This window comes from Variovorax sp. YR216 (assembly GCF_900107745.1).
Taxonomy (GTDB): domain Bacteria; phylum Pseudomonadota; class Gammaproteobacteria; order Burkholderiales; family Burkholderiaceae_C; genus Variovorax.
Map to the genome: position 1 here is coordinate 745,667 of NZ_FNRO01000001.1, position 24,934 is coordinate 770,600.

Annotated in this window: 24 protein-coding genes; 13 read left to right on the plus strand and 11 right to left on the minus strand. The window is 68.6% G+C overall.

The window, feature by feature from the left end; translation table 11 throughout:
* The first annotated feature begins 84 nt into the window (after window positions 1-84).
* Both BLW05_RS03520 and BLW05_RS03525 read left to right on the plus strand, forming a co-directional pair.
* Window positions 85-486, plus strand: coding sequence for a GreA/GreB family elongation factor (locus BLW05_RS03520; protein ID WP_093159686.1), 402 nt, complete (start codon window positions 85-87; stop codon window positions 484-486).
* 15 nt (window positions 487-501) lie between these two features.
* Window positions 502-1,050, plus strand: coding sequence for a hypothetical protein (locus BLW05_RS03525; protein WP_093159689.1), 549 nt, complete (start codon window positions 502-504; stop codon window positions 1,048-1,050).
* Here the strand turns inward: BLW05_RS03525 and BLW05_RS03530 are convergent.
* Together BLW05_RS03530 and BLW05_RS03535 are read right to left on the minus strand one after the other, a co-directional pair.
* Window positions 1,029-1,376, minus strand: coding sequence for a hypothetical protein (locus tag BLW05_RS03530; RefSeq protein WP_093159691.1), 348 nt, complete (start codon window positions 1,374-1,376; stop codon window positions 1,029-1,031). The two genes, BLW05_RS03525 and BLW05_RS03530, sit on opposite strands and share 22 nt — an antisense overlap.
* A gap of 119 nt (window positions 1,377-1,495) precedes the next feature.
* Window positions 1,496-2,416, minus strand: coding sequence for a hypothetical protein (locus BLW05_RS03535; protein ID WP_093159694.1), 921 nt, complete (start codon window positions 2,414-2,416; stop codon window positions 1,496-1,498).
* Between the two features lie 183 nt (window positions 2,417-2,599).
* Here BLW05_RS03535 and BLW05_RS03540 point away from each other — a divergent pair, with 183 nt between their 5' ends.
* The 8 genes from BLW05_RS03540 to BLW05_RS03575 all read left to right on the plus strand — a co-directional run bounded on the left by BLW05_RS03540 (window position 2,600) and on the right by BLW05_RS03575 (window position 13,018).
* Window positions 2,600-4,297, plus strand: a complete 1,698-nt coding sequence (locus tag BLW05_RS03540; RefSeq protein ID WP_256330000.1) for a DUF1302 domain-containing protein — start codon at window positions 2,600-2,602, stop codon at window positions 4,295-4,297.
* A gap of 34 nt (window positions 4,298-4,331) precedes the next feature.
* Window positions 4,332-5,687, plus strand: coding sequence for a DUF1329 domain-containing protein (locus BLW05_RS03545; protein WP_093159699.1), 1,356 nt, complete (start codon window positions 4,332-4,334; stop codon window positions 5,685-5,687).
* Between the two features lie 16 nt (window positions 5,688-5,703).
* On the plus strand, window positions 5,704-6,783 hold the full coding sequence (locus tag BLW05_RS03550) for a WD40/YVTN/BNR-like repeat-containing protein (RefSeq protein ID WP_093159701.1): 1,080 nt from the start codon (window positions 5,704-5,706) through the stop codon (window positions 6,781-6,783).
* Between the two features lie 23 nt (window positions 6,784-6,806).
* Window positions 6,807-9,254: an efflux RND transporter permease subunit gene (locus tag BLW05_RS03555; RefSeq protein WP_093159704.1), complete on the plus strand. Its 2,448-nt coding sequence runs from the start codon at window positions 6,807-6,809 to the stop codon at window positions 9,252-9,254.
* Between the two features lie 25 nt (window positions 9,255-9,279).
* Entirely contained in the window at window positions 9,280-9,750 is a 471-nt protein-coding gene (locus BLW05_RS03560; RefSeq protein ID WP_093160460.1) for a MaoC family dehydratase, read from the plus strand.
* Complete coding sequence (locus tag BLW05_RS03565; protein WP_177142544.1) at window positions 9,747-11,417, plus strand: alpha/beta fold hydrolase; 1,671 nt, start codon at window positions 9,747-9,749, stop codon at window positions 11,415-11,417. Before BLW05_RS03560 ends, BLW05_RS03565 begins: the two co-directional genes overlap by 4 nt.
* Window positions 11,414-12,253 carry a poly(3-hydroxyalkanoate) depolymerase gene (gene phaZ, locus BLW05_RS03570; RefSeq protein ID WP_093159709.1) on the plus strand — a complete coding sequence of 280 codons (840 nt, stop codon included), beginning with the start codon at window positions 11,414-11,416 and terminating at the stop codon, window positions 12,251-12,253. The genes BLW05_RS03565 and phaZ overlap by 4 nt, the downstream gene beginning before the upstream one ends.
* Window positions 12,254-12,358: 105 nt before the next feature.
* Window positions 12,359-13,018, plus strand: coding sequence for a hypothetical protein (locus BLW05_RS03575; RefSeq protein WP_093159711.1), 660 nt, complete (start codon window positions 12,359-12,361; stop codon window positions 13,016-13,018).
* A 16-nt stretch (window positions 13,019-13,034) separates the two neighbouring features.
* Here the strand turns inward: BLW05_RS03575 and BLW05_RS03580 are convergent, their stop codons facing one another.
* From BLW05_RS03580 to BLW05_RS03600, 6 genes are all read right to left on the minus strand, one after another.
* A complete protein-coding gene (locus tag BLW05_RS03580; protein WP_093159714.1) occupies window positions 13,035-13,235 on the minus strand; it encodes a 4-oxalocrotonate tautomerase in 201 nt (66 codons plus the stop codon).
* Window positions 13,236-13,273: 38 nt separating this feature from the next.
* Window positions 13,274-14,029 carry a class II aldolase/adducin family protein gene (locus tag BLW05_RS03585; RefSeq protein WP_093159716.1) on the minus strand — a complete coding sequence of 252 codons (756 nt, stop codon included), beginning with the start codon at window positions 14,027-14,029 and terminating at the stop codon, window positions 13,274-13,276.
* Between the two features lie 33 nt (window positions 14,030-14,062).
* On the minus strand, window positions 14,063-15,355 hold the full coding sequence (locus BLW05_RS03590; protein ID WP_177142545.1) for a cupin-like domain-containing protein: 1,293 nt from the start codon (window positions 15,353-15,355) through the stop codon (window positions 14,063-14,065).
* A gap of 74 nt (window positions 15,356-15,429) precedes the next feature.
* A complete protein-coding gene (locus BLW05_RS35845) occupies window positions 15,430-15,573 on the minus strand; it encodes a hypothetical protein (RefSeq protein WP_177142546.1) in 144 nt (47 codons plus the stop codon).
* Window positions 15,570-16,202 (minus strand): ATP-binding protein, encoded by a 633-nt coding sequence (locus BLW05_RS03595; RefSeq protein WP_093159720.1) that lies wholly within the window; start codon window positions 16,200-16,202, stop codon window positions 15,570-15,572. Before BLW05_RS03595 ends, BLW05_RS35845 begins: the two co-directional genes overlap by 4 nt.
* 137 nt (window positions 16,203-16,339) lie before the next feature.
* Window positions 16,340-17,092, minus strand: coding sequence for a response regulator (locus BLW05_RS03600; RefSeq protein WP_093159723.1), 753 nt, complete (start codon window positions 17,090-17,092; stop codon window positions 16,340-16,342).
* A 190-nt stretch (window positions 17,093-17,282) separates the two neighbouring features.
* Between BLW05_RS03600 and BLW05_RS03605 the strand changes: the two genes are divergently transcribed.
* The 3 genes from BLW05_RS03605 (at window position 17,283) to BLW05_RS03615 (ending at window position 21,223) form a co-directional block, all read left to right on the plus strand.
* Complete coding sequence (locus BLW05_RS03605) at window positions 17,283-19,529, plus strand: ATP-binding protein (RefSeq protein ID WP_093159725.1); 2,247 nt, start codon at window positions 17,283-17,285, stop codon at window positions 19,527-19,529.
* A gap of 83 nt (window positions 19,530-19,612) precedes the next feature.
* The gene (locus BLW05_RS03610; protein ID WP_256330001.1) at window positions 19,613-20,536 is read left to right on the plus strand and encodes a peptidase associated/transthyretin-like domain-containing protein; all 924 of its coding nucleotides are present in this window, start codon (window positions 19,613-19,615) and stop codon (window positions 20,534-20,536) included.
* A gap of 81 nt (window positions 20,537-20,617) precedes the next feature.
* A complete protein-coding gene (locus BLW05_RS03615) occupies window positions 20,618-21,223 on the plus strand; it encodes a methyltransferase domain-containing protein (RefSeq protein WP_093159730.1) in 606 nt (201 codons plus the stop codon).
* Window positions 21,224-21,251: 28 nt separating this feature from the next.
* Here BLW05_RS03615 and BLW05_RS03620 read toward each other — a convergent pair whose 3' ends face one another.
* Genes BLW05_RS03620 through BLW05_RS03630 form a run of 3 tightly spaced genes read right to left on the minus strand, consistent with a single transcriptional unit; the run spans window position 21,252 to window position 24,920 of the window.
* On the minus strand, window positions 21,252-22,247 hold the full coding sequence (locus BLW05_RS03620) for a Bug family tripartite tricarboxylate transporter substrate binding protein (RefSeq protein ID WP_256330002.1): 996 nt from the start codon (window positions 22,245-22,247) through the stop codon (window positions 21,252-21,254).
* A gap of 22 nt (window positions 22,248-22,269) precedes the next feature.
* Entirely contained in the window at window positions 22,270-23,280 is a 1,011-nt protein-coding gene (locus BLW05_RS03625) for a YeiH family protein (protein ID WP_093159735.1), read from the minus strand.
* Window positions 23,277-24,920 carry a 3-(methylthio)propionyl-CoA ligase gene (locus BLW05_RS03630; RefSeq protein WP_093159737.1) on the minus strand — a complete coding sequence of 548 codons (1,644 nt, stop codon included), beginning with the start codon at window positions 24,918-24,920 and terminating at the stop codon, window positions 23,277-23,279. Before BLW05_RS03630 ends, BLW05_RS03625 begins: the two co-directional genes overlap by 4 nt.
* Window positions 24,921-24,934: the final 14 nt, after the last annotated feature.

A 24,934-nucleotide genomic window follows, 5' to 3' on the forward strand; every position in this document is an offset into this window, starting at 1 on the left:
CGCAACCATCGATCGCCGGGCTCCCGCCCCGCGCGACAGCGGCCGTCATTTCCAGCCGGCCGCATTCGACTGGAGAGTCTTTTCATGACCGCAACCATTCACGGCGAGCGCGTGCTCACCGAACTCGATCACGTCCGCCTCACCAAGCTGCAGGACGCCAGGGCGTATCCGGCGCTTGAATCCCTGCTCGACCTCGCCGAGGTGATGCGCTCGCGCGAGGTCCCGGCCGACATCGTGACCATGCATTCGAGGATCACCCTCGTGGACACGCGAACCGGCCAACGCGACCAGATGACGCTGTGCTATCCGCCGGAAGCCGATCCGGCCAAGGGCTTTCTCTCGGTGCTTTCGCCGGTCGGCATGGGCCTGATCGGGCTTCGCCTCGGCGCCACCGCGCAATGGAAGACGCCCGGCGGCGAGGAGCGTAGCGCGCAGGTCGAGGAGATCCTCTACCAGCCCGAGGCCAGCGGCGAATACACGCTCTGAGCGGGCCCATCGGACATGGGCACGAACCCGCCCCGGAAACCGCACCTGGACGATCGCGCGCTGGAGCCCTATCCGCTGCGGCAGTCGCTGTCGGTCAACGAGCAGAAGCTCGCCTCGCTGCGCGACAACGCCGCGACCGAATGGATCTCCAGGCCGGACCACTACCTGCTGGTGGATGACGGCGAGCAGCTCACGCTCTGCGCAGCGAATGAACAGGCGCTGGAGGAAGCCACGCCGCTGGTCGCCGCAGCGCTCGGCGCCTCGGCGCGGTTCGGCGCGCCGCGCGCGCACTGCGCCATTCGGGGGCACGACGGCGCACGGCTGCAACCGGTGATGTACGTGCGGGTGCAGGTGTCCCGCGCACACGCCGCGCATGTGCGGGAGGAACTGGCGCGCCGCGGCGCCAGGCTGGTCGAGGAAGATCCGCAGGGCGACCGCCTCGTGCTGCGCGCCGAGGCGCCGCTCTCAGCCCTGATCGGCTACCGGAAATTCCTGCGGGACACCACGAACGCACGCTTCGAGCTGTGGAGCTGGCTCGCGCGCTACGAAACCACCGACGCCTGAGCGGCATCGATCCGCTGCGGCATCGCCGCCTGCGGAGGCAGGCTTCCTTCGAGATAGCGCACGAGCAGATCGCGCACCACTGCCTCGGGCTGGCTTTCGAGGCGCGACACGAGCTGCTCGCCGACGCAGCGGCCCTGGAAGCGAACGTAGACGCAAGGAAAGTAGGTCAGCGCCTCCGCAGCATCGCGAAGGCATTCCACGAAGGACGTGAGGCCCCGATCCTCGTAGCAGGGCTCCGCCACCGGCGCGCCTGTCGCCCGGGTGGCACGCACGGTATAGGTATAGGAGCGCTCGCCGAGCTTGCGAATTTCGAGAACTGGCTGCATGGCGGACTCCTCTTCAGGCCGCGTGGGGCGGACGGCGCCAAATTGGCGGGGGAGGTAGTTTACGTTCCGTCGCACGGCTGACAACTGACTACAACTTCCGGCCAGTGCGCCGGCGTCACTCAGCCTTCGAGGCCCGGCAGCAGATCCTGCACCTCGTCGTCGAAGCCCGCCACGGGCTGCGCCTTGGCCAGCGCCATCCAGATCGCGAACGGCAGGCGCGGCAACGCGCGGTGCACCGCCGAGCGGGCCACGACCAGCCGGTCGCCCTGCGCGACCATCACGCCGCACTCTGCCGGGATCTCGTCCGGCTCGCCGATGGGCCGGCCGCGCGCATCGCAGCCGAGCACGTACCAGCACTCGCCGCCCAGGTCGAGGTAGGCCGCACGCTTGTCGGGTTTGCGCAGATCGCCGAGCAGGTCGGCACGGTTGACCTTGACCTCGTGGACCACCGGCTGAGCGTAGGCCTCCACGCTGGTGTTGCGGATCGAGAAGACATCCGGCCGCGCGATGCACCAGCGCGGCTTGTCGCCCTCCGCGGCGGGCGGCAGTTGCGCCCGCAGCGTCAGGCCGCGCCAGGCGACGCGGCCCGCGCGCGTCATCTCGCGCGCGACGCGCTCCACCAGCGCCTCGTGACGCGACATGACCGCGCGGTTCACCACCAGCGAGGTCGCGATGTGCGCGATGCCGGCATCGGTGACGCGCAGCGTCTCGTGGCCGTGCACGGAGCGGACCCGCTCCAGCAGCCCCGCGGCCAGCAGATCCACCTCGATCGAATCGCAACAGGGCCAGCCGGCGGAGCGATAGACCTCGCGCAACCGCCGGGCGTGCACGCGCCCGAGCGCGATGGCGCCAGGCGGCGGATCGGCCACCGAAGGCGACTTGCCGGGCTCGACCAGCGGCGGGTCTGCGGGCGGCGGATCGACCACCGGCGTCGGCGGATGCGTCGCGGGCGGCGACGGCGGCTCGGGAACATCCGGCGCGGGCGGCGGCGGACCGATCGGCTCGCCCACTGCGGCGTCCAGGATGGCGAATGCGTTCATCGCGCTAGGTTAGCGAAAAGCGCACCGATGAGCGCCACCGGGGGCCTTCCCCCGCCCTCGCCCCCTCCGCCAAGGAGGGGCGCCTGGCACACCCCCGCTTCCAGAATTCCACCCTGTTCCCGGCTGCCCGCAGGCGGGGAACACATCCCCCCAGGCCCCACAAACAGAGAAAGAAGAGACCTCGTGCCTCAGCTCAACAACCAGACGGCTTCCTTCGCAGTCCGCCCGTCTTTCCGGCTCGCCGCGACCGCGTTCGCAGCCCTGCTCGCCACACTGTCGTCGAACGCGCGGGCGTTCGAGATCGACACGGGCAACCCCGACGTCGCGATCCGCTGGGACAACACGGTCCGCTACAACTACGCGAACCGGGTCGAGAGCCGCGATCCGAAGATCGGCAACTCCGCCGTCTCCGACGAAGGCACCTACAGCTTCGACCGCGGCCAAACGGTGGCCAACCGCCTGGACCTGCTGAGCGAGTTCGACATCACCTACCAGAAGCGCTACGGCGCACGCGTGAGCGCAGCCGGCTGGGCCGACGGCGCCTACGGGTCGACCAGCCACTCCAATCCGCTGCCGCCGCTCAGCCAGATCCCCAGCTACATCAACCACCAGTACAGCGACTACATCAATCGCTACTACCGCGGGCCTTCGGGCGAGTGGCTCGATGCGTTCGTGTTCGGCGGCGCCGACATCGGCAGCGTGCCGGTCAACGCCAAGCTGGGCCGGCATTCGATCTACTGGGGCGAGTCGCTGTTCCTCAATGGCAACCTGAACGGCATCGCCTATGCGCAGAACCCGCTCGACCTGCAGAAGGGCTTTGCCACGCCGGGCGTGGAAGCCAAGGAACTCTTCCGTCCGCTGAACCAGCTCTCGGCGCAGGCGCAGGTCACGCAGGACCTGTCCATCGCCGGCCAGTACATGCTGGAGTGGGACTCCTTCCGCTACCCCGAAGGCGGCACCTACCTCGGCCCGGTGGACTTCGCCTTCAACGGCCCCGACCGCCAGTTCCTGTCGAACCAGCTCGGCTTCGCGCGGCGCGGCGATCCGTCCGAGCCCAAGCAGCACGGCGAAGGCGGCCTGGCCGCGCGCTGGAGCCCCGAATGGATGGACGGCACGATGGGCTTCTACTGGCGCAACTACGCCGACAAGCTGCCGCAGACCTTCCTCACGCAGGTCGGCCGCAACATCAGCCGCTACAACCTGATCTACGCCGACAACATCGACATGTACGGCGTGAGCTTCGCGAAGAACATCGCGGGCATCAGCTTCGGCAGCGAGCTCTCTTACCGCCACAACACGCCGCTGAACAGCACGGTGCTCGGCATCGCCCCTGGCCTGCCTACGGAGGGCAACACCAAGGGCCCGCGCGGCGACACCTACCACGGCCTCGTCAACGCCGTGGGCGTGATCCCGAAGACCGCCCTGTTCGACACAGCCACGTGGGCCGTCGAACTGGTGTGGGCGCAATGGGCCAAGGTGACCAGCGGCGCCAACCTCTTCTACGCCGAAGGCTTCGCAGCCTGCGCCGGCAAGGACAAGTGGGACGGCTGCACGACCAAGAACTACTTCGGCAGCGGCATGTCGTTCACGCCCACCTGGTTCCAGGTGTGGCCGGGCATCGACCTGTCCATGCCCATCACCTATGCGGTGGGCCTCAGCGGCAACGCTCCCACGGTCTTCGGCGGCAACCAGGGCAACGGCAACTACAGCGTTGGCATGGGTGTCGATGTCCGCCAGAAGTACCGCTTCGACATCAAGTACATCGACTACCTCGGCAGCTACCGCAGTACCAACGGCACCGCGGTGACGAGCCAGAACGGGTTCACCACGCTGCTGAAGGACCGCGGCTTCGTGAGCCTGACTTTCAAGACCACCTTCTAGAGCTTTCTAGAGACCCCACCCAAGGAGACAAGAGATGAAGTTCACACTCAAGCGCGTCGTCATCGCCGGATTCGTCGCGGCGCAAGCGGGCATCCTGGCGCACGCCGCGGTGAGCGCCGATGAAGCCAAGGCGCTCGGCACCACGCTGACCCCGGTCGGCGCCGAGAAGGCCGCCAACAAGGACGGCACCATCCCCGCCTACACCGGCGGCCTGACCAAGGCCCCGGCCGAATTCAAGGCCGGCGATGGCATCCGCCCCGACCCGTTCGCGGGCGAGAAGCCGCGCCTCGTGATCGACGCCAAGAACATGGGCGAGTACGCCGACAAGCTGACCGAAGGCACGAAGACGCTGCTGAAGACCTACCCGAGCTTCCGCGTCGACGTCTACCCGACGCACCGCACCGTGGCCTTCCCGAAGTTCGTGACCGACAACACCGCCAAGAGCGCCGTCAACGCCAAGACCACGAACGACGGCCGCTCGGTCGAGGGCGTGCACGCGGGCTTCCCCTTCCCGATCCCGAAGACCGGCTACGAGGCGATGTGGAACCACCTCGTGCGCTTCAACGGCCAGTCCTATGAAGCCAAGTACCGCAACATCAACGTCGATGCCAGCGGCCGCCCGGCCCTCGCCACCGAAGGCGTGAGCGTGCAGGACTTCCCTTTCTGGGACACCGCCAAGGCGGACGCCGACACCTACTGGCGCATCAAGCTGACCTACACCGGCCCCGCTCGCCGTGCCGGCGAGGCGCTGATGATCGTGGACCCGCTCGACGTCGGCAACAAGGACCGCCGCGCCTGGAGCTACCTGCCCGGCCAGCGCCGCGTGAAGGTCGCACCGGACCTGTCGTTCGACACGCCGAACCCCGGCACCGCCGGCGCCACGACGTTCGACGACACCTTCATCTTCAACGGCTCGATGGACCGCTTCGACTTCAAGCTCGTCGGCAAGAAGGAGATGCTGGTGCCCTACAACACCTACGCCGCCGTGTACGGCACCAAGCAGGACGACCTGCTCAAGGCCAACCACCTGAACCCCGATGCGGTTCGCTGGGAACTGCACCGCGTGTGGGTGGTCGACGCCACGCTGCGTGAAGGCAAGCGCCACGTCTACAGCAAGCGCACCTTCTACCTCGACGAGGACTCGTGGGCGGCGCTGGCGTCGGACAACTACGACGCACGCGGCCAGCTCTACCGCGCCGGCTTCGCCTACATGGCGCCGAGCTATGACCTGCCCGCGCCGTACACCGACATGTTCGGCCACTACGACTTCGTCTCGCGCGTCTACTCGCTGACCGGCTATATCGCCGAGACCGGCGGCCTGCGCCACACGAAGCCGCTCGCGGACCGCGAGTGGACCGCCGATTCGCTCGCCGGCAGCGGCGTGCGCTGAAGCGAGGAGCCTGCACATGAACGCGAAGCGAGCAAGCATTGCCGCCTTGGCGATCGCCTGCGCCGCCGCGTGGGGAACACAGGCGGCGGCCGACAAGGGCTGGCGCGACGTGCTGGACACGCCGGCCGCCCGAAGCACCCTGGCATCGCGCGCCCTGCTCAACGGGCTGGCGCGGGCCGGCGACCGCATCGTCGCGGTCGGCCAGCGCGGCCATATCGTCTACTCCGACGATGCTGGCAAGAGCTGGCGTCAGGCCGAGGTGCCGGTGAGCTCCGACCTCGTCGCCGTGAGCTTCCCGACCGCCACCGACGGCTGGGCCGTGGGCCACGATGGCGTGGTGCTGCACTCGAAGGACGGCGGCCAGAGCTGGACCACCCAGCTCGACGGCCGCCGTCTGGGACAGGTGATGTTCGAGTACTACTCGAAGTCGGCTTCTGCGCTCACCGACGACCCGAAGCGCGCCGCGCTGCTGGTCGAGGAAGCCAAGCGCTTCCAGGCGCAGGGTGCGGAGAACCCGTTCCTCGACGTGTGGTTCCGCGATGCCAGCAACGGCTATGTCGTCGGCGCCTTCGGCCTCGTGTTCCGCACCGCTGACGGCGGCGCGACCTGGGAGCCGCTGCAGCACGCGGTCGACAACCCCAAGGGCCAGCACCTCTATGCGGTGCGCGGCATCGGCTCCGACATCTACATCGCCGGCGAGCAAGGGCTGCTGCTCAAGCTCGCGCAAGGCGACACGCAGTTCCGCGCGCTGGAGCTTCCCTACAAGGGCACGCTGTTCGGTGTGACCGGCAGCGGACAAACCGTGGTCGCCCACGGCCTGCGCGGCACCGTGCTGCGCAGCACCGACGGCGGACACCAATGGCAGCAGGTGCCCACGGGCCTGCAGGTCGGCCTGACGGCGAGCACGCGCGACAGCGACGGCCGCCTCGTCATCGTGAGCCAGGCCGGCCACATCCTCGCCAGCCGCGATGACGGCGCGAGCTTCAAGCCGGTGCCTGTTGCCGGCACCCTCCCCGCAGCAGCCGTCACCGTCGCCGCGCGAGGAACCCTGGTCGTCGCCGGTCCGCGCGGCGCCCAGTCACTGCAACTGCCCTGATTCCGGGCAGCCGGAGAACCGATATGCACACCCCCACTACGCGCGCGGATGACGCCGCGCCGATCTCGCTCGACTCCTTCGACCCCCGTTCCGGCTCGCGGCTGGAACGGCTGGTGTTCAACAACCGGCTCGTGGTCATCGTCGCCTGCGCGCTGATCACGATCGCGCTGGGCCTCATGGCCTGGTCGAAGCTGGGCCTCAACGCCAGCTTCGAGAAGATGATCCCGCGCAGCCATCCGTACATCCAGAACTACCTGGAGCACCGCGCCGACCTGCGCGGCCTGGGCAACTCGCTGCGCATCGTGGTGGAGAACACCGACGGCGACATCTACCAGCCCAGGTACCTCGACGCGCTCAAGCACCTGCAGGATGAGCTCTTCCTCACCCCCGGCGTGGACCGCGCCTGGATGAAGTCGCTCTGGGCACCTGGCGTGCGCTGGACCGAAGTGACCGAGGAAGGCTTCCGCGGCGGCCCGGTCATGCCGGACAACTACGACGGCTCGCCGCGCGCCACCGAGCAGCTGCGCGGCAACATCGCGCGCGCCGGCCTCTCGGGCAGCCTCGTCGGCAACGACTTCAAGTCGAGCATGATCATCGTGCCCCTCCTCGACAAGGACCCGACCACCGGCCAGCGCATCGACTACCGCGCGCTCTCGCACACGCTGGACAAGCTCGCCGCCAGCTACGAACAGGACGCCAGCGGCAAGCCCACCGGCATCAAGGTGCACGCCGTCGGCTTCGCCAAGCTCGTCGGCGACCTGATCGACGGACTGCACCAGGTGGCGCTGTACTTCGCCATCGCGGCGCTGGTCGCGGCGGCCATCATCTATCTCTACACCCGGTGCCTGCGCAGCACCGCGCTCGTGATCGCGTGCTCGCTCGTGGCCGTCGTGTGGCAGCTCGGGCTGGTGGCGGGCCTCGGCTTCGAACTCGACCCCTACTCCATCCTCGTGCCCTTCCTGGTGTTCGCGATTGGCGTCTCGCACGGCGCGCAGAAGATGAACGGGATCATGCAGGACATCGGCCGTGGCGCGCACAAGCTGGTCGCCGCGCGCTTCACCTTCCGCCGCCTCTTCCTCGCGGGCCTCACGGCGCTGGTGGCCGACGTGGTGGGCTTCGCGGTGCTGATGGTGATCGACATCCCGGTCATCAAGGACCTCGCGCTCACCGCCAGCATCGGCGTGGGCGTGCTGATCTTCACCAACCTGATCCTGCTGCCGGTGCTGCTGTCGTACATCGGTGTGAGCCCGGCCGCCGCCGCGCGCAGCCTGCGCGCCGACAACAACGCCGGTGCCTCGCGCCTGAACGCATGGCTCGGCCACTTCACCGAGCGCAAGTGGGCCGTGCGCACCATCGGCGCCGCCGCCGCGCTGCTCGCGATCGGCTTCGCCGCCAGCACGCACCTGAAGATCGGCGACCTCGATCCGGGTGCGCCGGAGCTGCGCCCGCAGTCGCGCTACAACCGCGACAACGCCTACATCACGGCGAACTACTCGCTGTCGAGCGACACCTTCGCGGTGATCGTGAAGACCGCGAAGGAAGGCTGCCTGCAGTACGGCACGCTGGTCGAGGCCGACCGCCTCGCCTGGGCCCTGCAACAGGTGCCGGGCGTGCAGACCACGGTGTCGCTCACCAATGCGGTGCGGCAGATCACCGCGGGCAGCAACGAAGGCAGCCCCAAGTGGCTCACCATCGCGCGCAACCAGGACGTGCTGAACTACGGCGCGCAGCAGGCCAGCGTGAACAACCCCGAGCTGTTCAACACCGACTGCTCGGTGATGCCGGTGATCGCGTATCTCTCGGACCACCGTGCCGAGACGCTGGACCGCGTGGTCGCCGCGAGCGCCGCCTTCGCCGATGCGCACAGCAACGAAGACCGCAAGTTCCTGCTCGCCGCCGGTGGCGCGGGCATCGAGGCCGCGACCAACATCGTGGTGCACAAGGCCTGGAACGAGATGCTCGTGCTGGTCTACGCTGCCGTCATCGCACTGTGCTTCGTCACCTTCCGCAGCTGGCGCGCAGTGGTCGTGGCCGTCGTGCCGCTCATCATCACCTCGGTGATGTGCGAGGCGCTCATGGTGTGCCTGGGCATCGGCGTCAAGGTCGCGACCCTGCCGGTGATCGCACTCGGCGTGGGCATCGGCGTGGACTACGCGCTGTACCTGCTCAGCGTGCAGCTCGCCGAACAGCGCCAGGGCGCGACGCTCGGCGAAGCCTATGCACGTGCGCTGCGCTTCACCGGCAAGGTGGTCGCGCTGGTCGGCGTCACGCTGGCCGCCGGCGTGCTGACGTGGGCCCTGTCGCCCATCAAGTTCCAGGCCGACATGGGCATCCTGCTGGCGTTCATGTTCATCTGGAACATGGTCGGCGCGGTGCTACTGATTCCCGCGCTGTCGCACTTCCTGCTTCGCCCCCGCGCGAACGAGCCCGCGTCGCAGCCCGCCGCCGCCGCTGCGCCGAACGCGGCTTGATTCCCAACGATTCGTCTCCAGAAAAATGACACCCCTCAAGAACTACAACATCGCCACGCTGAAGGACCACGTCGGCCACGACTTCGGCGCCTCGTCCCCGACCCTGCTCGACCAGCGTCGCATCGACCGCTTTGCCGGATGCACCGGCGACGAGCAGTGGATCCACATCGATGCCGAACGTGCTCGCACGGAGAGCCCCTTCGGCCAGACCATCGCGCACGGGCTGCTCGTCCTCTCGCTCATTCCTTCCGCGCATTTCGAGCTCGGCGTCTATCCCACCGACGCCAAGGGCGTGCTGAACTACGGCTTCGACCGCGTGCGCTTTCTTTCGCCAGTGCCGAGCGGCACCTATGTCCGACTTCACATCGAACTGGTCGAAGTCACCGAGAAGCAGCCCGGCCAATGGCTGGTGCGCTGCAAGAACACGGCCTATGCCGGTGGCGACACCTGGCGCCCGGTGATGGTGGCCGAATCACTCGCGATGGTGGTGTCATGAGCAAGGGCGTCCGCATCCGATCCGACCTCGTCCGCAACGGCTCGCGACTCAGCGATTCCTTCATTTCGTTGGCGATTGCCGTCTGTCGCCGGCCCTTCGAGACGATCAGTAGCCTGCAGCGCTCCAGCACGGCCCTGCTGAAGGCCACCACCGGCTTCTCGGAGATCGAACCTGCCGCGGGCGACCGCCGGTTCGACGATCCGGCGTGGACCCACAACCCGGTGTACCGCGCGCTCATGCAGAGCCACCTCGCGCTCGCGAAGGAGGTGCACCGGCTGGCGAGCGAGCTCGATCTCTCGCCGCGCGACGAGGCTCGTGCGCACATGGCGCTCAGCATGGTCGCGGACACGCTGGCGCCGACCAACACGCTCGTGGGCAACCCCGCCGCGATCCGCCGCACGCTCGAGACCGGCGGCCGCAACCTCTTCGAAGGCACGAGGCAGCTCGCCGCCGACTGGCGCGACAACGGCGGCCTGCCCTCCATGGTCGACGGATCGAAGTTCGGCGTCGGCCGCAACCTCGCCGTCACGCCCGGTGCGGTGGTGCACCGCCACGCCATGCTGGAGCTGATCGAATACAAGGCGCAGACGAAGACGGTGCACGGCACGCCGCTCTTCATCGTGCCCCCTCAGATCAACAAGTACTACATCTGGGACTTGGCGCCCGGCCGCAGCCTGATCGAGCACCTGGTGCAGCAAGGCTTCCAGGTCTTCGTGGTGAGCTGGTTCGATCCGGGTCCGGAGCAGTCGGAATGGGGGCTGCACGACTACGTGCTCGCGCTCGAAGACGCGATGCAGGCGGTGCGGGAGATCTCGCGCTCGCCGCAGATGCACGTGCTCGGCGCGTGCTCGGGCGGCATCACCTCCGCCGCGCTGCTCGCCTACCTGCAAGCCAAGGGAAGCGACTGGGCGCGCAGCCTGACGCTGCTCGTCTCGCTGCTCGACATCGGCAGCATTGCCGACAGCTCGATGGGCCTCTTCGCGCACCTGGAGACGCTCGAACTGGCGCGCACCGTGAGCGGCAACACCGGCGTGCTGCAAGGCAAGGACCTCGCCAAGGTCTTCGCGTGGCTGCGGCCGAACGAGCTGGTGTGGAACTACTGGGTCAACAACTACCTGATGGGCGAGAAGCCGCCGACCTTCGACATCCTCTACTGGAACTCCGACACCACGCGCCTGCCCGCGCGGCTGCACGCCGACTTCATCGCGCTGCTGGAGACCAATGCGCTCACGCACGAGGGCGGGCTGTCGATCGGCGAGCTGCCGCTGCAGCTCTCGAACGTCACCTGCGACAGCTACATCGTGGCCGGCCGCACCGACCACATCACGCCGTGGGACGGCTGCTACCAGACGCGCAACATGCTCGGCGGGGAAAGCGAATTCGTGCTGACCTCCAGCGGGCATGTTCAATCGATCGTCACGCCGCCGGGCGCCAAGAAGGCCTCGTTCATGACCAACGCCGGCACGCACGATTCGCCGGAAAGCTTCGAGGCCGACGCGAAGACCCACGAAGGCAGCTGGTGGCCGCATCTCTCGACGTGGCTTGCCGAACGCTCCGATGCAGAGCGACGCGCACCCGCGCGCGAAGGCTCGCGCAAGCATCCGCCGCTGTGTGACGCGCCGGGCACCTATGTGCTGGCGGCCAGCGAACCGGCGGCGGCCGAATGAGCCGGGCGAGCAAGCCCCTGGAGACCTTCCCGGTCCGCATCGGTGCCCAGCGCCTGCGCGTCGCCATCGGCGGTGCGGCGCAGGCGGAGCGCACCCTGCTGCTGTTCAACGGCATCGGCGCCAGCGTGGAGACGATGGCGCCGTTCATGGCGGGCTTCACCCGCACGCGGGTCGTCACCTTCGACGCGCCCGGCGTCGGCGAATCGCCCGCGCCACTGCTGCCCTACCGGCCGCGCGACATTGCGCAACTCGGCGCCGACGTGCTCGCCCGACTCGACGTCAAGGACGCGCATGTGTTCGGCGTCTCGTGGGGCGGCGCAATCGCGCAGGAGTTTGCGATCAACCATCCGCGCCGCTGCAAGACCCTCACCCTCGCGGCCACCTGCGCCGGCATCGTGATGGTGCCCGGCCGGCTCAACGTGCTGTTCAAGATGCTCAGCCCGCGGCGCTACACCGACCCGGCCTACCTGATGCAGATCGGCGGCGATCTCTACGGCGGCGAACTGCGGCTCGAAACGGAGCTGCTGCAGCTGCACGCCGAATCGATGCGCAGCCCGAGCCGCCACGGGTATCTCTACCAGCTGCTCGCCACCGTGGGCTGGACGAGCTGGCCGCGCCTGAACCGCGTCGAGGCACCCGCCCTGGTGCTGATGGGCGACGACGACCCGATCGTGCCGCCCATCAACGGCCGCATCCTCGCCTCGGGCCTGCGCAAGGCCACGCTGGAGACGGTCGATTGCGGACACCTCTTCGTGCTCACCCGTGCAGCGCAGACGGCGCGACGGGTCGAGGCGTTCATGGATCAGCACGCGGCGGCTGCGGTCCGGGACTCTTAAGACCAAAGTTCAACCAACGCATCGGCGCAACACCAGACTGTTCCCAAGCAACGGAACGTGTGCTCAAATCGCGCCCCGCTGCAATCCCTACGCAGGAGGGCATCCATGGGCAAGAATCTGGCGTTCGTCTGTGCGACAGCGCTGGTTTGCGGTTGCGCCACGCAGCCCACGACCACCCCGGGCACCGGCTCGGGCGCGTCGTACATGCCCATGGTCGACATGAAGGGCGTGGACCCGAACATCCTCACGACAGACGTCGCCGCCTGCCGCACCATGGCATCCAACGTGCGCGTGCTGCCGGTCAAGGGCCAGGGAAGCAACGAGGTGGCCGATGCGGTCGCACTGGGCGTGGGCATCGTCGTGCCGTTCGGCTTCGTGGGGATGGCCGTCTTTTCCGGCATCGTTTCCGGCCTGAATGACGAGAACAAGCCCCGGCTCGCCGACGCGTCGCTTCAGCAGAAGACGCTGGTCAACTGCATGGCCCGCAAGGGCTATCGCAATCTCGATCCGCATGTGACCGTCGCCTACGTGCCGCGGCCGCCGGAGCCGGATGCGAAGGCGGTCCGGACAGGAAGGGACACCTACGTGGCCGAGAGCTACGCCAAGGCGAATGTCTGTCACGGTCCGGCGCGCACCGTGCTCGCGGGCAAGGGCCCCGGCTTCGAGCGGCACAGCGTCGTCTGCGCGAATGGGCAGCGCGCCATCTTGCGATGCGAGTTCGGAAACTGCACCCCGGAGCCGATGGACGTGGCCCTGGGCCAGTGACCGGGCGCCCCTTGGCTCACCCGGCCGGCGGCGCGGGATCACTCCAGAGCTTGCCGCCGGTGGCCCAGTCGTGCCTTGCGATGTCGAAGAAGAGAACGTCGACGCCGTCCGGCGATCCACCGAGCGTGCGCACGGTCGCTTCCGTCAGGGCTTGCGCGAGTGCGCGCTTCTGTTCGACCGTGCGGCCTTCGAAGAGCTCGACGCGGATGGTTGGCATGGTTGCATCTCCAGTTGGTTCAGGGGTTCGTCAGTCGCTCAATGGCGATAGCCCGGCATGGAGCGATCCAGCCGCCTCAGCAGCGCCGGCCACTCCACGTCGCCGTCCCACTCGCTGCCGTCGCCGACCCATTCGCGGTAGGTGCGCGCGGCCATCTCGTCGCTCGCAACCCGCACCGCGCCGCCCGTGGCCGCCATGGCACGAAGCTGCGCCTGTGCGGCGCGCTCGAGCAGGTGCATCAGCATCCAGGCCTCGGCGACGGTGCGCCCCACCACCAGCGTGCCGTGGTTCTCCAGGATCAGGCCGTCGAGCACGCCGAGTTCCGCGACGAGCCGCTGCTGCTCGTCGGCGCCGAGCGCGAGTCCTTCATAGGCATGGCGGCCCAGTCGCCCATGCAGCCGCATCGCGTACTGCGATGTCGCCTGCAGGCCGTTCGGCAGCATCGACAAGGCCACGCCCCACGGCGTGTGCAGGTGTATGACGCACTCGATGTCAGGCCGCGCCGCATGCACCGCCCCGTGGATCGCAAAGCCGCTGGGATTCACGCGCGCGCCCGAGCCGTCGACCACCTCGCCGCGCACGTTCACCTTGACCAGGCTGCTCGCGGTGATCTCGTCGAAGGTGGCGCCGAAGGGGTTCAGCAGATAGTGGCCGGGCTCACCCGGGACGCTCGCCGACAGGTGCGTGTACACCGTGTCGTCCCAGCCGTTCTGCGCCGCCATGCGGTAGGCGGCCGCGAGGTCGATGCGGACTTCGCGTTCGGTACGTTCACCGGTCTTCAGGCGCTGGTTCATGGCTGACAGGCAGTATGCCAGCGGCACTGAAAGCTACCAGTTGCGGATGTCGGGGTTCCGGAAGGAGAAGTCGTTGGGCACGTCCAGATTCGAATACGACAGGGACATGCAGAGGTCGAGCGACACCACCTGGTGCCACCAGGCGAGCGGAAGGAAGAGGGTCTCCCCGGGTTCGACGACCACGTCGAGGACCGTGGCTTCCTTGAAGAGCGGATAGCGGCCCAGGTCGGGGTCGTCGATATCGACCGGACTGAAGACGTTGTTGAAGTTGTAGAGCTTCGGCGTCTCCAGCGGCGATATGAGGCGCCAGCGCTTGCGCCCGACCACCTGCGTGTGGAACAGCATGATCGTGTCGTGGTGCAGCGGCGTCTTCGTGCCCGCCGGGCCGAACCAGAAGGATGACCTCTCGGCCAGTTGCGACCGGTCGCAGGCCGGCGGCAGGCTCCCGATGTCGGCCAGGAGCGGCGAGAACGCCTCGCTGCGCAGGGCCTCGTTGTTGGCGGTGAGGTAGTAGTCGTTGGTCGGGCCGCCCGCGAGCACGCGATCCACGAAGGGGCCGAGCTGGACGACGCGGCGGTGCGCCAGCTTGTTTTCCTCGTAGTTGGGGTCCGCGTCGCGGCCGTCCTGGATCTCCACGTCGAACTGACCGAAGCGCCGCTTCAGGTCGTCGGGCGACCAGCGCTTCATCGCCGGCCAGTCGCGGGTGACATCGGTCAGCACCACGGGATGGCAGCCGCGGACGTAGCGTTCGATGAATTCCTCGCGGGGCGGCGAGGTGCGCTTTTCGACGCGGTCGTACCGCGGTGCGGACGCCCACAGCTTCTGCAGGTTTCCGGCGACGGATTCGAGCTTGCGTTGAAGCTGCTGCATGCGGCGCCCCGCCAGGAACGCGGGCTCGTTCTCCATCGCCCTAATCGCGGCCTCGGCCTGCGCCGCGTCGAGCCCCGCTGCCTTCATGGTCTCCAGCATGGATTCAGGCGTGCAATCCCGCAGCCGGCTCTCGGCGATCCACTGGCGCCAGTCGCGTGAGAGCTCGGGCGCGGCAGCGGCCGTGGCGCGAGGCCGCGGGGCGGGCGGCAACTCCGGCAAGGCACTGGCCGGGTCCGCGCGCCGCAGCATGTCTAGGATTTCCGAGAACAAGGCATCGACGAAGCGTCTGTCCGGAACATCGTCGGGAATGCCTGAATGGTCCTTGAGGACATGCTCGATCGTCGCGCGGACAAAGCCGCTTTGCCGGCGCTCCGCTTCCTTCAGCAGGATGTGCAGGAGATAGGTGCAGGCCCCCAGCTGGGTGGTCTGGTTCGGTTCAATGGCGTTCGAGTTCATTCTTTCTCCGACGGGTTTCGCCGCGGCGCCGGGGCGCCAGCCCACGCATTCTGGACTCGGCGGCGGCGGCCGGCTCACCCGCCACGGGCAGTGACGAGCGCCAGCGTGGACGGACCCGAGCCGCATGCGAGGTTCCGGTCGGTGCATCCATCCGTCCGGCCGCATCCCGACAACACGGTCACGCCCGCGAGCAGCATCGCGGCGACGAGCGCCCTCATGGCGTGCCCTCTGCGCGGTCGTGCAGCCGAAGCAGCGGAAAGCGCAAGGTCAGCGACTGCTGGCCGAGCGGCGACGGCGCCGCGTACAAGCGCCCGCCGAAGTCCTCGACGATGGCGCGGCATGTCGCGACGGCCGCTGGCACACCGTCGCCGTGGGTCGCCAGGATGCGGGGGAGCACCGGCTCCGGCCCGCCCGCGTCCAGGCAGTTGATCACCGCCTGCGCACCGTCCGACCGCGCCAGGACGCGCAGCGTCGCGCCCACGGCCGGTGCGGAGCACACCTCTCGCACGATGTGCGCGAAGACCCGCCGCAGATCGGCTTCGCGCACCGCCACCGTGAGCGGCATCGATGGCACTTCGAGCTCCAGCCGCAGGCCGTGGCGCGCCAGCGTCGGCTCGTAGGTCGACTGCACCGCGCAGAGGAACTGGCGCAGGTCGAGGGTCTCGCAGACCCGTTCGCGCCGCGATGCCGACGCCGATGGTGAATCCTGGTCGCCACGCGGCTCCACAGGATCGGCGCGAAGCTCCATGTGCGCCGAAGCCGCCCGGATGTTGGCCCGCATGGATTGCCACAGCATCACGAGGATGAAGAGAACGGCCGCGGCGATGGCGATGGCGCTCCCGTTCATGCCGCCACCTCGTCGGTCGCGCGCTTGAGTTCGCAGAATAGATTCACGTCGATTGCTCCAATGAAGATGGAGCCGTGAGCTTCACCGGCGCTTGTTGCCGGGGGATTTCGCTTGTTTGCACGCGCGTTGCGTGCGCGTCAGGACGAAGGCGGCTGCCGCGTGACGGCGGGGGTGAACATGTAGCCTTCGTTGCGCACCGTGCGAATCAGGTTGGCGCGCGCCTCGCCGAAGCTCAGCTTGCGGCGCAAGCGGCTGATCTGCACGTCGATGGCGCGGTCGTACGACTCGCTGCCCGCCCCCAGTGCCTGGTCGAGCAGGTGATTGCGCGACAGCACGCGCCTCGGGCTCTGGACAAAGGTGCGCAGCAGCCTGAATTCGCCATCCGACAAGGTCACCACGGCCCCGTCCGGGTCGAAGAGCATCCGCGCGGCCAGGTCGAGGCGCCAGCCCTCGAAATAGACGGCTTCGGCGGCCTCGTCGGGCACCGCCGCGGCAGCGACCGGAGATGCCACGGCGGGCGCGGCAACACGGCGCAGCACGGTGCGGATGCGCGCCAGCAGTTCCCTCGGATTGCAGGGCTTGGCCAGGTAGTCCTCCGCGCCGATCTCGAGGCCGACGATGCGGTCGACGTCGGTGCCCACGGCCGACAGCATGATGACCGGCGGGCCGCCGCTCTTCTGCAGGTTGCGCAGGGCGCTGAGGCCATCCTCGCCCGGCATCATCACGTCGAGCACGATCAGCGCATAGGGCTGCGCGGCCAGCATCGCGTTCATTTCCGCCACGTTGGCCGCCGTGTCGACATGGAATCCGTGTTTCTCGAGGAACGACGACACGAGGCCGCGGATGCCGACGTCGTCATCGACGATGAGGAGACGGGTGGACAGGTTCACTGAAGGCGGGAGGTGAATCGGAGCAAGGATGCGCGCCACGCTGCAACAAAGCGCAACACGATGAAATGCAGGCGCAAAACGCGCCGGGAATTATCGCGGCATTGCCTGGCCGAGCGCCGCCCCACGCGATTCCGGACCGCGCTGCCCCAAGAGCGGTGACAGCGGATGGGGTCCATGCCAGCATCCGCACATGAATTCTTCCCGCACCGCGCGCCGCTGGACCGGCCCGCCGCTTGCCCTGCAGATCACGGCGTTGCTTCTGGCCGGGCTGGGCGTCGCCCAACTCGTGACCCTCGCACTGACGATGCTGCTGCCCCCGCAGCCGCCAGCCCAATACCAGCTCGACGACATCGCCAGGATGCTGAAGGGCGACGGCAGCGCCGCCGACCGCGACCGCATGTTCGTTCGCGCGACGCGGTCCGGGTCGCCGGAACCCAGCGGCCCCGGCTGGCTGACCTCGGAGCGCTCACGCCACGATCTCGCGCAACTGCTGGGGCGCGACGATGCCGACGTGCGCCTCTACTTCTACACGCCGCTGCCTTTTGCGGGCGTGGCCGGCGCGCCGCCGCGCCCGATGGGCAGCAACAACGCCACGTCGCCGACAGCGACGCGCGCCGCGCTGCCGGTGCGGGTGTGGCCCGATGGCTTCATGCGGGTCGACTTCACGGTCGCGCAAGGTGGGCCGGGTGGCGGCATGGGGCCCGGTGGTTTCGGCCCCGGCGGGTTCGGCCCGCCCGGCGGCTTCGGCGCACCCGGTGGTGTCGGCATGCCGGGCGGCTTTCCGCAAGGTGGCGCCGGCAACGCGCCGGCCGGTGGAATGCGGACACTGCCTCAGCGACAGCCGGACGCCGCCCCCCAGCGGACGGAAACGCCGGGTGCCTCCCCCCTCCCCGCACCGGATCCGACACCCGGACACGGCGGCACGCAGGCGCCGCCGGATGCGGGGAGCGCCGCCGGCGCCCCGGGCGTGCCCGGTGCCGCCAAGCCATCCGCCGTCCCCGAAGGCGCAGCCGCCAAGCCTGCGGCATCGGCCAGTTCGCCTTCCGCTTCGCCGGCGCCGTCATCGCCGCCCGCCGCCATGACGGCCGCGCCGCCGGGCGGGTCGATGTCGGGCGTGAGTCCCGCGCCGGCAGGCGCCATGCGAATGCCGGTCCCGGGTGGCGGCGCGGTGCTGCCACCCGCACCGAGCGACGCCGTCATCGCCGAGCCGGTGATTCGCGAGCGTCCATCCCGTCCCGCTGCACCGACGCACCGCGAACCCACCGCGAAGGCGCCCGCCCCCTCTGCGGCCGAACCGGCGCCCGCCAATCCCGCGACAGGCACCGAGAGCCTGCACGCCCCACAGGGCCCGATCGCTTCACCGCCCGCCAGCAAGGCGCCCGCAGTCCCGGCGCAGGTGCGGCCGCAGCCGCTCGAAGCCGAGAAGCCCCAGCCGATCACCGCACCCGCCCGCGGCCTGTTCGGGCTGGCGCCCGCCCCCTTCGTCGTCGGCGATTTCGTCGCCGCGGTGCGTCTGCCCGAGGGCGGCTGGGCCACGGTCCAACCGGTGCCCGAGCCCTTCCCGAACGCCTGGCAACGCCGCGTGCTGCTCTGGTTCCTGGTCGCCGCGCTGATCGTGACCCCGGCGGGCTGGTGGTTCTCGCGCCGCCTGGTCCGGCCCATCGCCGGCTTCGCGCGGGCGGCGGAACAGCTCGGCCGCGACCCGCAGGCGCCGGTGCTGGCGCTTTCCGGCCCGGCGGAAGTGGGACGCGCCGCGCAGGCCTTCAACCGGATGCAGAGCCAGCTTCGCAGCTTCGTGGCGGACCGCACCGCCATGATCGGCGCGATCAGCCACGACATGCGCACGCCGCTGACCCGCCTGCGCTTCCGCATCGAGGACGTGCCGGACGATGTTCGGGCCGGGATGCTCCAGGACGTCGAGGAAATGGAGCAGATGATCAGCTCCGTGCTGGCCTTCATCCGCGATGCGTCGGAGCCCGGACCGCGCGAACACCTGAACCTGGCGAGCGTCGTCGAGGACGTGGTCGAGAACGCGGAGTTCGTCGGCAAGAACGTGCGCCTCGGCCACAGCGAGGAAGCGCCGGTGGACGTCGACGCCATCGGCATGCGGCGCGTGCTGGACAACCTGATCGACAACGCCGTCAAGTACGGAAGCGAAGCACGGGTGCGGCTTTTCGTCGATGGCGAGGATGCGGTCGCCGAGGTCAGCGACAGCGGCCCGGGACTGCCGGACGGCGAGCTGGAGCGTGTGTTCGAGCCCTTCTATCGCGCCCCGCACGCGCGCGCTTCCGGCAAGCGCGGGAGCGGCCTGGGCCTGGCCGTGTGTCGATCGATCGCGCGGGCCCACGGCGGCGACGTGCAGCTCAAGTCCGGCGCGCGCGGGCTGGTCGCGCAGCTTCGCGTGCCGCTGGCCATGAGCTTCGCGGGCGCGCATTGAAAGAATGCCGCAAGGTTGCGAAACACACGGGAAACAAGGCTTGTCGATCCTCGGCGTCCCACCACCGGACCCGGATGAAGCAAGTGATCAAAGACAACCTCCCCAGCGCCCCGACCCACGGACACAGCCTCGCCGAAGACATCGCGCGGATCGAGGACCAGATGCTGCGGCGCCGCCGCGCGCTGGCCTGGCTGGGCTCATCCGCCGGCGCATTCCTGATCGGCGGCTGCGGCGGAGGCGGCAGTTCGTCAGGCTCGCTGACCGCCGCGGCGACGAGCACGGGGACGACGGCTGCCACCACGACGTCGACATCGAGCAGCACCAGTAGCGCCAGCAGCACCTCGTCCGCATCGTGCGTCGCAGACCCGCAGGAAACCGCGGGGCCCTATCCGGCGGACGGCACCAACACCTCGTCCGGCTCGACCTCCGACATCCTGACCGCCAGCGGCATCGTGCGCAGCGATATCCGTTCGAGCTTCATCGGCAGGGCCACCGTGGCGCAGGGCGTGCAGGTCACGCTGACCCTCACGCTCGCCAACACCGGCGCCAACTGCGCCGCGCTGGCCGGCTACGCGGTCTACCTCTGGCACTGCGACGCCGTCGGCGACTACTCGCTTTATTCGGCGCCGGCCGAAAGCTACCTGCGCGGCGTGCAGGTCTCCAACAGTGCCGGACAGGTGACCTTCGTGACCATCTTCCCGGGCTGCTACTCGGGCCGCTGGCCGCACATGCACCTGGAGGTGTTCAAGTCCGAAGCGGCCGCGACCTCCGGAAAGAATGCGGCGCTGACCACCCAGCTCGCCATGCCGAGCGCCGTGTGTTCGGCGATCTACCCCTACGCGTCGACCTACACCCGCAGCGTCTCGAACTTCGCCGCGATCAGCATCCAGGCCGACAACGTCTTCGGCGACAACACGACGGCGCAGATCGCAGCCATGACGCCGACCATGGCGGGCAGCATCGCCGACGGGTACACCGCGGCAGCGACGATCGCGCTGGCGGGTTGAAGAAGCCTCCCGCTGCTCCGGCAGGCGAGAATCGCTCCAGGTTTGAACCCTCGGAGCCCCGAGTCCTGAAAGGATCCACGGATGGAATCAGCAAGCGCCGACGCGTTCGACGAGTCCTACTACCAGCGCTACTACTTCGACAAGAAGACCAAGGTGGCCGACCCGCAGCATGTCGAACGCCTGGGCGACTTTGTCTGCGCCTATCTGAAATACCTGCGCGTCCCGGTGCATCGCGTGCTCGACGTGGGCTGCGGCATCGGCTTGTGGCGCGACATCGTGGCGCGGCATTTTCCGCAGGCCAGCTATCACGGCGTGGAGGTCAGCGAGTACCTGTGCAACCGCTACGGCTGGGAGCTCGGCTCGGTGGTCGACTTCCGGGCCAGGCAGCCGTTCGACTTCGTCATCTGCCAGGGGGTGCTGGCATACCTGAATCCGTCAGACCTGAAACGCGCGCTGACGAATCTCGGCGCATTGAGTGAAGGTGCGCTCTACGTGGAAGTCGTCACGCGCGAAGACTACGAGCGGGACATCGTCGACGAGAAGCTCACCGATCCGAACCTCTTTCGCCACCGCGCCGAGGTGTACCGGCGCGGGCTGTCGCGCCACTTCAAGGAAATGGGCGGCGGCGTCTGGCTGAGCCAGCGGTCGGACGTGCCGCTCTTCTCGCTGGAGAGTCCGGCGGCCTGAAGCCTCAGCACCGGCCGGAAGCCCCAACTCACTCCGGCTTGAAGTCGATCGACTTCAGCACCTCGCCCACGCGCTTGTATTCGGCGTTCAGCGAGGTCACCAGTTCGTCGGGCGTGCGCCCGCTGCCGGCTTCGAGACCCGCATCCAGCAGCCGCGTGCGCACGGCCGGTTGCGAGATGGCCTTGAGCGCAGCCTCGCGAACGGCCGCCTGCACGGCCGCGGGTACGTCGGGCTTGGCCCACAGGCCCATCCACGAGACCGTTTCGAGCTGCGGATAGCCGAGTTCCGCGAAGGTCGGCACATCCGGCAGCAGCGGCGAGCGCTTGGGCGTGCTGACCGCGAAGGCCTTGATCTTGCCGGCCTTGATCATCGGCAGCGAGGTCGCCATGCCGTCGAACATCAGCGGCACATGCCCGCCCATCACGTCGGTGAGCGCGGGCGTCGAGCCCTTGTAGCCCACATGCGTCATGTCGATGCCCGCCGCCTTGTTGAGCTGCAGCCCGATGACGTGCGAGACGGTGCCCGGGCTGTACGAGGCATAGCTCACCTTGCCCGGATTGGCCTTCACCCAGCTCACCACCTCGGCAAAGTTCTTAGCGGGCACCGAGGTCGCGCCGACCATCACGAGGCCGCCGCGTCCGAGCTCGGCCACGGGACGGATCTCCTTGGACATGTCGTTGCGCAGCTTGACGATGTGCGGGATCTCGCTCACGAGGGAGCTGACGCCGACCAGCAGCGTGTAGCCGTCATGCGGCGCCATCGAGAGCTCGTTGACCGCCAGCGCACCGCCGGCGCCGGGCTTGGCGTCGACCACCACCGGCTGGCCCGTGTCCTTCGTGAGCTGGTCGCCCAGGAGGCGCGCCACGATGTCGGCGGTGCCGCCGGCCGGTCCGGCCACGATGATGCGCACCACCTTGTCGGGCCACTTGGCAGGCTGCTGGGCGTGCGCGGCGAGGCTTGCAACGCCAAGGAATGAAAGGCAAGCGGCCTGGATCATCTTCCGCCGCAATGGATTGGGGTTCATGTTCTGTCTCCTCTTCACGGCTTCAGGCAGGCCAACGCAGGAGCGCGATGGCCAGTATGGCTAGAAACACGGTCTCGCCCAACATCAATGCGACGGGCTTGAGGCCGACGGTGGCGAGGTCGCGCAGTTGCGTCTTCATGCCAATACCGGCAATGGCCGCCACGAGGAACCAGCGCGAGAAGTCGCTGCCCAGTTCGGTGAGCGCCGCCGGCAGCCAGCCGGTGCTGTTGATCGCCACCAGCACCGCGAAAGCGACCGCGAACCACGGCAGCAGCGGCGGACGCGCGCCGCCCGTCTGCATGCCGCTGGCCCGTGCGCACATCACCGCGAAGACGATCACCGGCAGCAGCATCGCGACGCGCATCAGCTTGACGACGGTGGCGATGTCGCCGGTCTCCTTCGACATGCTGTAGCCCGCACCGACCACCTGCGCCACGTCATGGATGGTCGCGCCGAGGAACACGCCCGACGCATGGTCGCCCAGGCCCAGGGCGCGCGCGATCATCGGGTAGGCGATCATCGCGAAGGTCGACAGCGCCGAGACGCCCACCACGGTGAAGAGCGTCGCCTTCTCCTTCTGCGGATGCGAAGGCAACGCCGCGGCAAGGGCGAGCGCGGCCGATGCGCCGCAGATGGCGGTCGCGCCACCGCTCAGCAGGCCGAAGAGCGTGTTGAAGCCCATGAGCTTCGCCACCACCATCGACACGCCGATGGTCACCACCACCGCCACCAGCACGAGCACCACCGGATGCCAGCCCAGCGCCACGACCTGTGCGACCGTGATGCGCAGGCCCAGCAGCGCGACGCCCCAGCGCAGCACTTGCCGCGCGGTGAACTCGATGCCCGGCTTGCAGGCGCCTTCGGCCGAGAGGAAGTTCATCGCCATGCCGAGCATGAGCGCGAACAGCATCACCGGCGCGCCGTAGTGCTGCGACAGGAAGGTCGATGCCGCCGCGACCACCGCGCAGGCGAGCACCCCCGGGAACAGTGTGCGGCTGCGTGCCGGCCACGCGGCGATCGAAAGGCTGGTCATGCGAACCTCATGCCGATGTTGGCCAGCAGATGATCACCGTGGACGTCCCGCAGCAGGTTCTTCTGGACCTTGCCGGTGGCGCCGAGCGGAATGCGGTCGACGAAGACCACGTCGTCCGGCGTCCACCACTTGGCGATGCGGCCGTCATAGAAGCGGATCAGTTCCTCGCGCGTGACCTCCTGGCCCGACTTCTTCACCACGATCAGCAGCGGGCGCTCATCCCACTTGGGATGGCGTGCCGCGATGCAGGCGGCCATCTCGACCGCGGGGTGCGCCATCGCGATGTTCTCCAGGTCGATCGAGCCGATCCACTCGCCGCCGGACTTGATCACGTCCTTGCTGCGGTCGGTGATCTGCATGAAGCCGTCGGCGTCGATGGTCGACACGTCGCCTGTCGGGAACCAGCCATTCACCAGCGGACCCGCCCCTTCTCCCTTGAAATAGTTCGAGATGACCCACGCGCCGCGCACCATCAGCTCGCCGGCCGTCTTGCCGTCGTGCGGCAGCTCGGCGCCGTCTTCGCCGACGATCTTCATGTCGATGCCGAACACCGAGCGGCCCTGCTTCGACTGGATCGCGAGGCGCTCGGCCGCATCCAGCGACTGGTGGCACGGCTTGAGCGTGCACACGGTGCCGACCGGGCTCAGCTCGGTCATGCCCCAGGCGTGCAGGACCTGCACGTCGTAGCGGTCCTGGAAGGCGCGCATCATCGCCGGCGGGCAGGCCGAGCCGCCGATGATCGTGCGACGCATGGTGCTGAAGTGCAGGTCGTTGCTCTCGACATGCGCGAGCAGGCCCTGCCACACGGTGGGCACGCCGGCCGAGACCGTGACGCCTTCGGCTTCGAAGAGGTCGTGCAGCGACTTGCCGTCGAGCCACGGGCCCGGGAACACCAGCTTGGCGCCGACCATGCACGCGATGTACGGCAGGCCCCACGCGTTGACGTGGAACATCGGCACCACCGGCAGGATCACGTCCTTGGCCGAGCAGTTCAGCGCATCGGGCAGCGCGGCGGCGTAGGTGTGCAGCATCGTCGAGCGATGGCTGTAGAGCGCGCCCTTGGGGTTGCCCGTGGTGCCCGAGGTGTAGCAGAGGGACGAAGCGGCCTTCTCGTCGAACACCGGCCATTCGAAGTCCGCCGTGTGGTCGTCGATCAGGTCTTCGTAGCACAGCAGGTTCGGCACCTTCGACGAAGCCGGCATGTGCGCGCGGTCGGTCATCACGACGAAAGCCTTGATGGTCGAGACGCGCGAGGCCACGGCCTCGATCAGCGGCAGGAAGGTCAGGTCGAAGAAGAGGATCTCGTCCTCGGCATGGTCGGCGATCCACACCACCTGGTCGGGGTGCAGGCGCGGGTTGAGCGTGTGCAGCACCGCGCCGGAGCCGGAGACCGCGTAGTACAGCTCCATGTGGCGATAGCCGTTCCAGGCCAGCGTGGCGACGCGTTCGCCCTGCTCGATGCCGCGTGCGGCGAGCGCATTGGCGAGGCGGCGCGCGCGCTGGCCCATGTCGCGGTAGGTGTAGCGGTGCACGTCGCCTTCGACGCGGCGCGAGACGATCTGCTGTTCGCCGTGATGGCGTTCGGCGTGGGTGAGGAGGCTGGAGATCAGCAGGGGCTGATCCATCATCAATCCGTTCATGGTGGTAGTCCGTT

What these genes read in the sequence shown, in the direction of transcription:
- BLW05_RS03550 (WP_093159701.1), top strand. Translation starts at nt 5,704, where the DNA reads ATGAACGCGAAGCGAGCAAGCATTGCCGCCTTGGCGATCGCCTGCGCC.
- BLW05_RS03615 (WP_093159730.1), top strand. Translation starts at nt 20,618, where the DNA reads ATGGAATCAGCAAGCGCCGACGCGTTCGACGAGTCCTACTACCAGCGC.
- BLW05_RS03625 (WP_093159735.1), bottom strand. Translation starts at nt 23,280, where the DNA reads ATGACCAGCCTTTCGATCGCCGCGTGGCCGGCACGCAGCCGCACACTG.
- BLW05_RS03580 (WP_093159714.1), bottom strand. Translation starts at nt 13,235, where the DNA reads ATGCCAACCATCCGCGTCGAGCTCTTCGAAGGCCGCACGGTCGAACAG.
- BLW05_RS03630 (WP_093159737.1), bottom strand. Translation starts at nt 24,920, where the DNA reads ATGAACGGATTGATGATGGATCAGCCCCTGCTGATCTCCAGCCTCCTC.
- BLW05_RS03590 (WP_177142545.1), bottom strand. Translation starts at nt 15,355, where the DNA reads ATGAACTCGAACGCCATTGAACCGAACCAGACCACCCAGCTGGGGGCC.
- BLW05_RS03555 (WP_093159704.1), top strand. Translation starts at nt 6,807, where the DNA reads ATGCACACCCCCACTACGCGCGCGGATGACGCCGCGCCGATCTCGCTC.
- BLW05_RS03585 (WP_093159716.1), bottom strand. Translation starts at nt 14,029, where the DNA reads ATGAACCAGCGCCTGAAGACCGGTGAACGTACCGAACGCGAAGTCCGC.
- BLW05_RS03520 (WP_093159686.1), top strand. Translation starts at nt 85, where the DNA reads ATGACCGCAACCATTCACGGCGAGCGCGTGCTCACCGAACTCGATCAC.
- BLW05_RS03620 (WP_256330002.1), bottom strand. Translation starts at nt 22,247, where the DNA reads ATGAACCCCAATCCATTGCGGCGGAAGATGATCCAGGCCGCTTGCCTT.
- BLW05_RS35845 (WP_177142546.1), bottom strand. Translation starts at nt 15,573, where the DNA reads ATGAGGGCGCTCGTCGCCGCGATGCTGCTCGCGGGCGTGACCGTGTTG.
- BLW05_RS03605 (WP_093159725.1), top strand. Translation starts at nt 17,283, where the DNA reads ATGAATTCTTCCCGCACCGCGCGCCGCTGGACCGGCCCGCCGCTTGCC.
- BLW05_RS03525 (WP_093159689.1), top strand. Translation starts at nt 502, where the DNA reads ATGGGCACGAACCCGCCCCGGAAACCGCACCTGGACGATCGCGCGCTG.
- BLW05_RS03595 (WP_093159720.1), bottom strand. Translation starts at nt 16,202, where the DNA reads ATGAACGGGAGCGCCATCGCCATCGCCGCGGCCGTTCTCTTCATCCTC.
- phaZ (WP_093159709.1), top strand. Translation starts at nt 11,414, where the DNA reads ATGAGCCGGGCGAGCAAGCCCCTGGAGACCTTCCCGGTCCGCATCGGT.
- BLW05_RS03545 (WP_093159699.1), top strand. Translation starts at nt 4,332, where the DNA reads ATGAAGTTCACACTCAAGCGCGTCGTCATCGCCGGATTCGTCGCGGCG.
- BLW05_RS03530 (WP_093159691.1), bottom strand. Translation starts at nt 1,376, where the DNA reads ATGCAGCCAGTTCTCGAAATTCGCAAGCTCGGCGAGCGCTCCTATACC.
- BLW05_RS03575 (WP_093159711.1), top strand. Translation starts at nt 12,359, where the DNA reads ATGGGCAAGAATCTGGCGTTCGTCTGTGCGACAGCGCTGGTTTGCGGT.
- BLW05_RS03565 (WP_177142544.1), top strand. Translation starts at nt 9,747, where the DNA reads ATGAGCAAGGGCGTCCGCATCCGATCCGACCTCGTCCGCAACGGCTCG.
- BLW05_RS03535 (WP_093159694.1), bottom strand. Translation starts at nt 2,416, where the DNA reads ATGAACGCATTCGCCATCCTGGACGCCGCAGTGGGCGAGCCGATCGGT.
- BLW05_RS03560 (WP_093160460.1), top strand. Translation starts at nt 9,280, where the DNA reads ATGACACCCCTCAAGAACTACAACATCGCCACGCTGAAGGACCACGTC.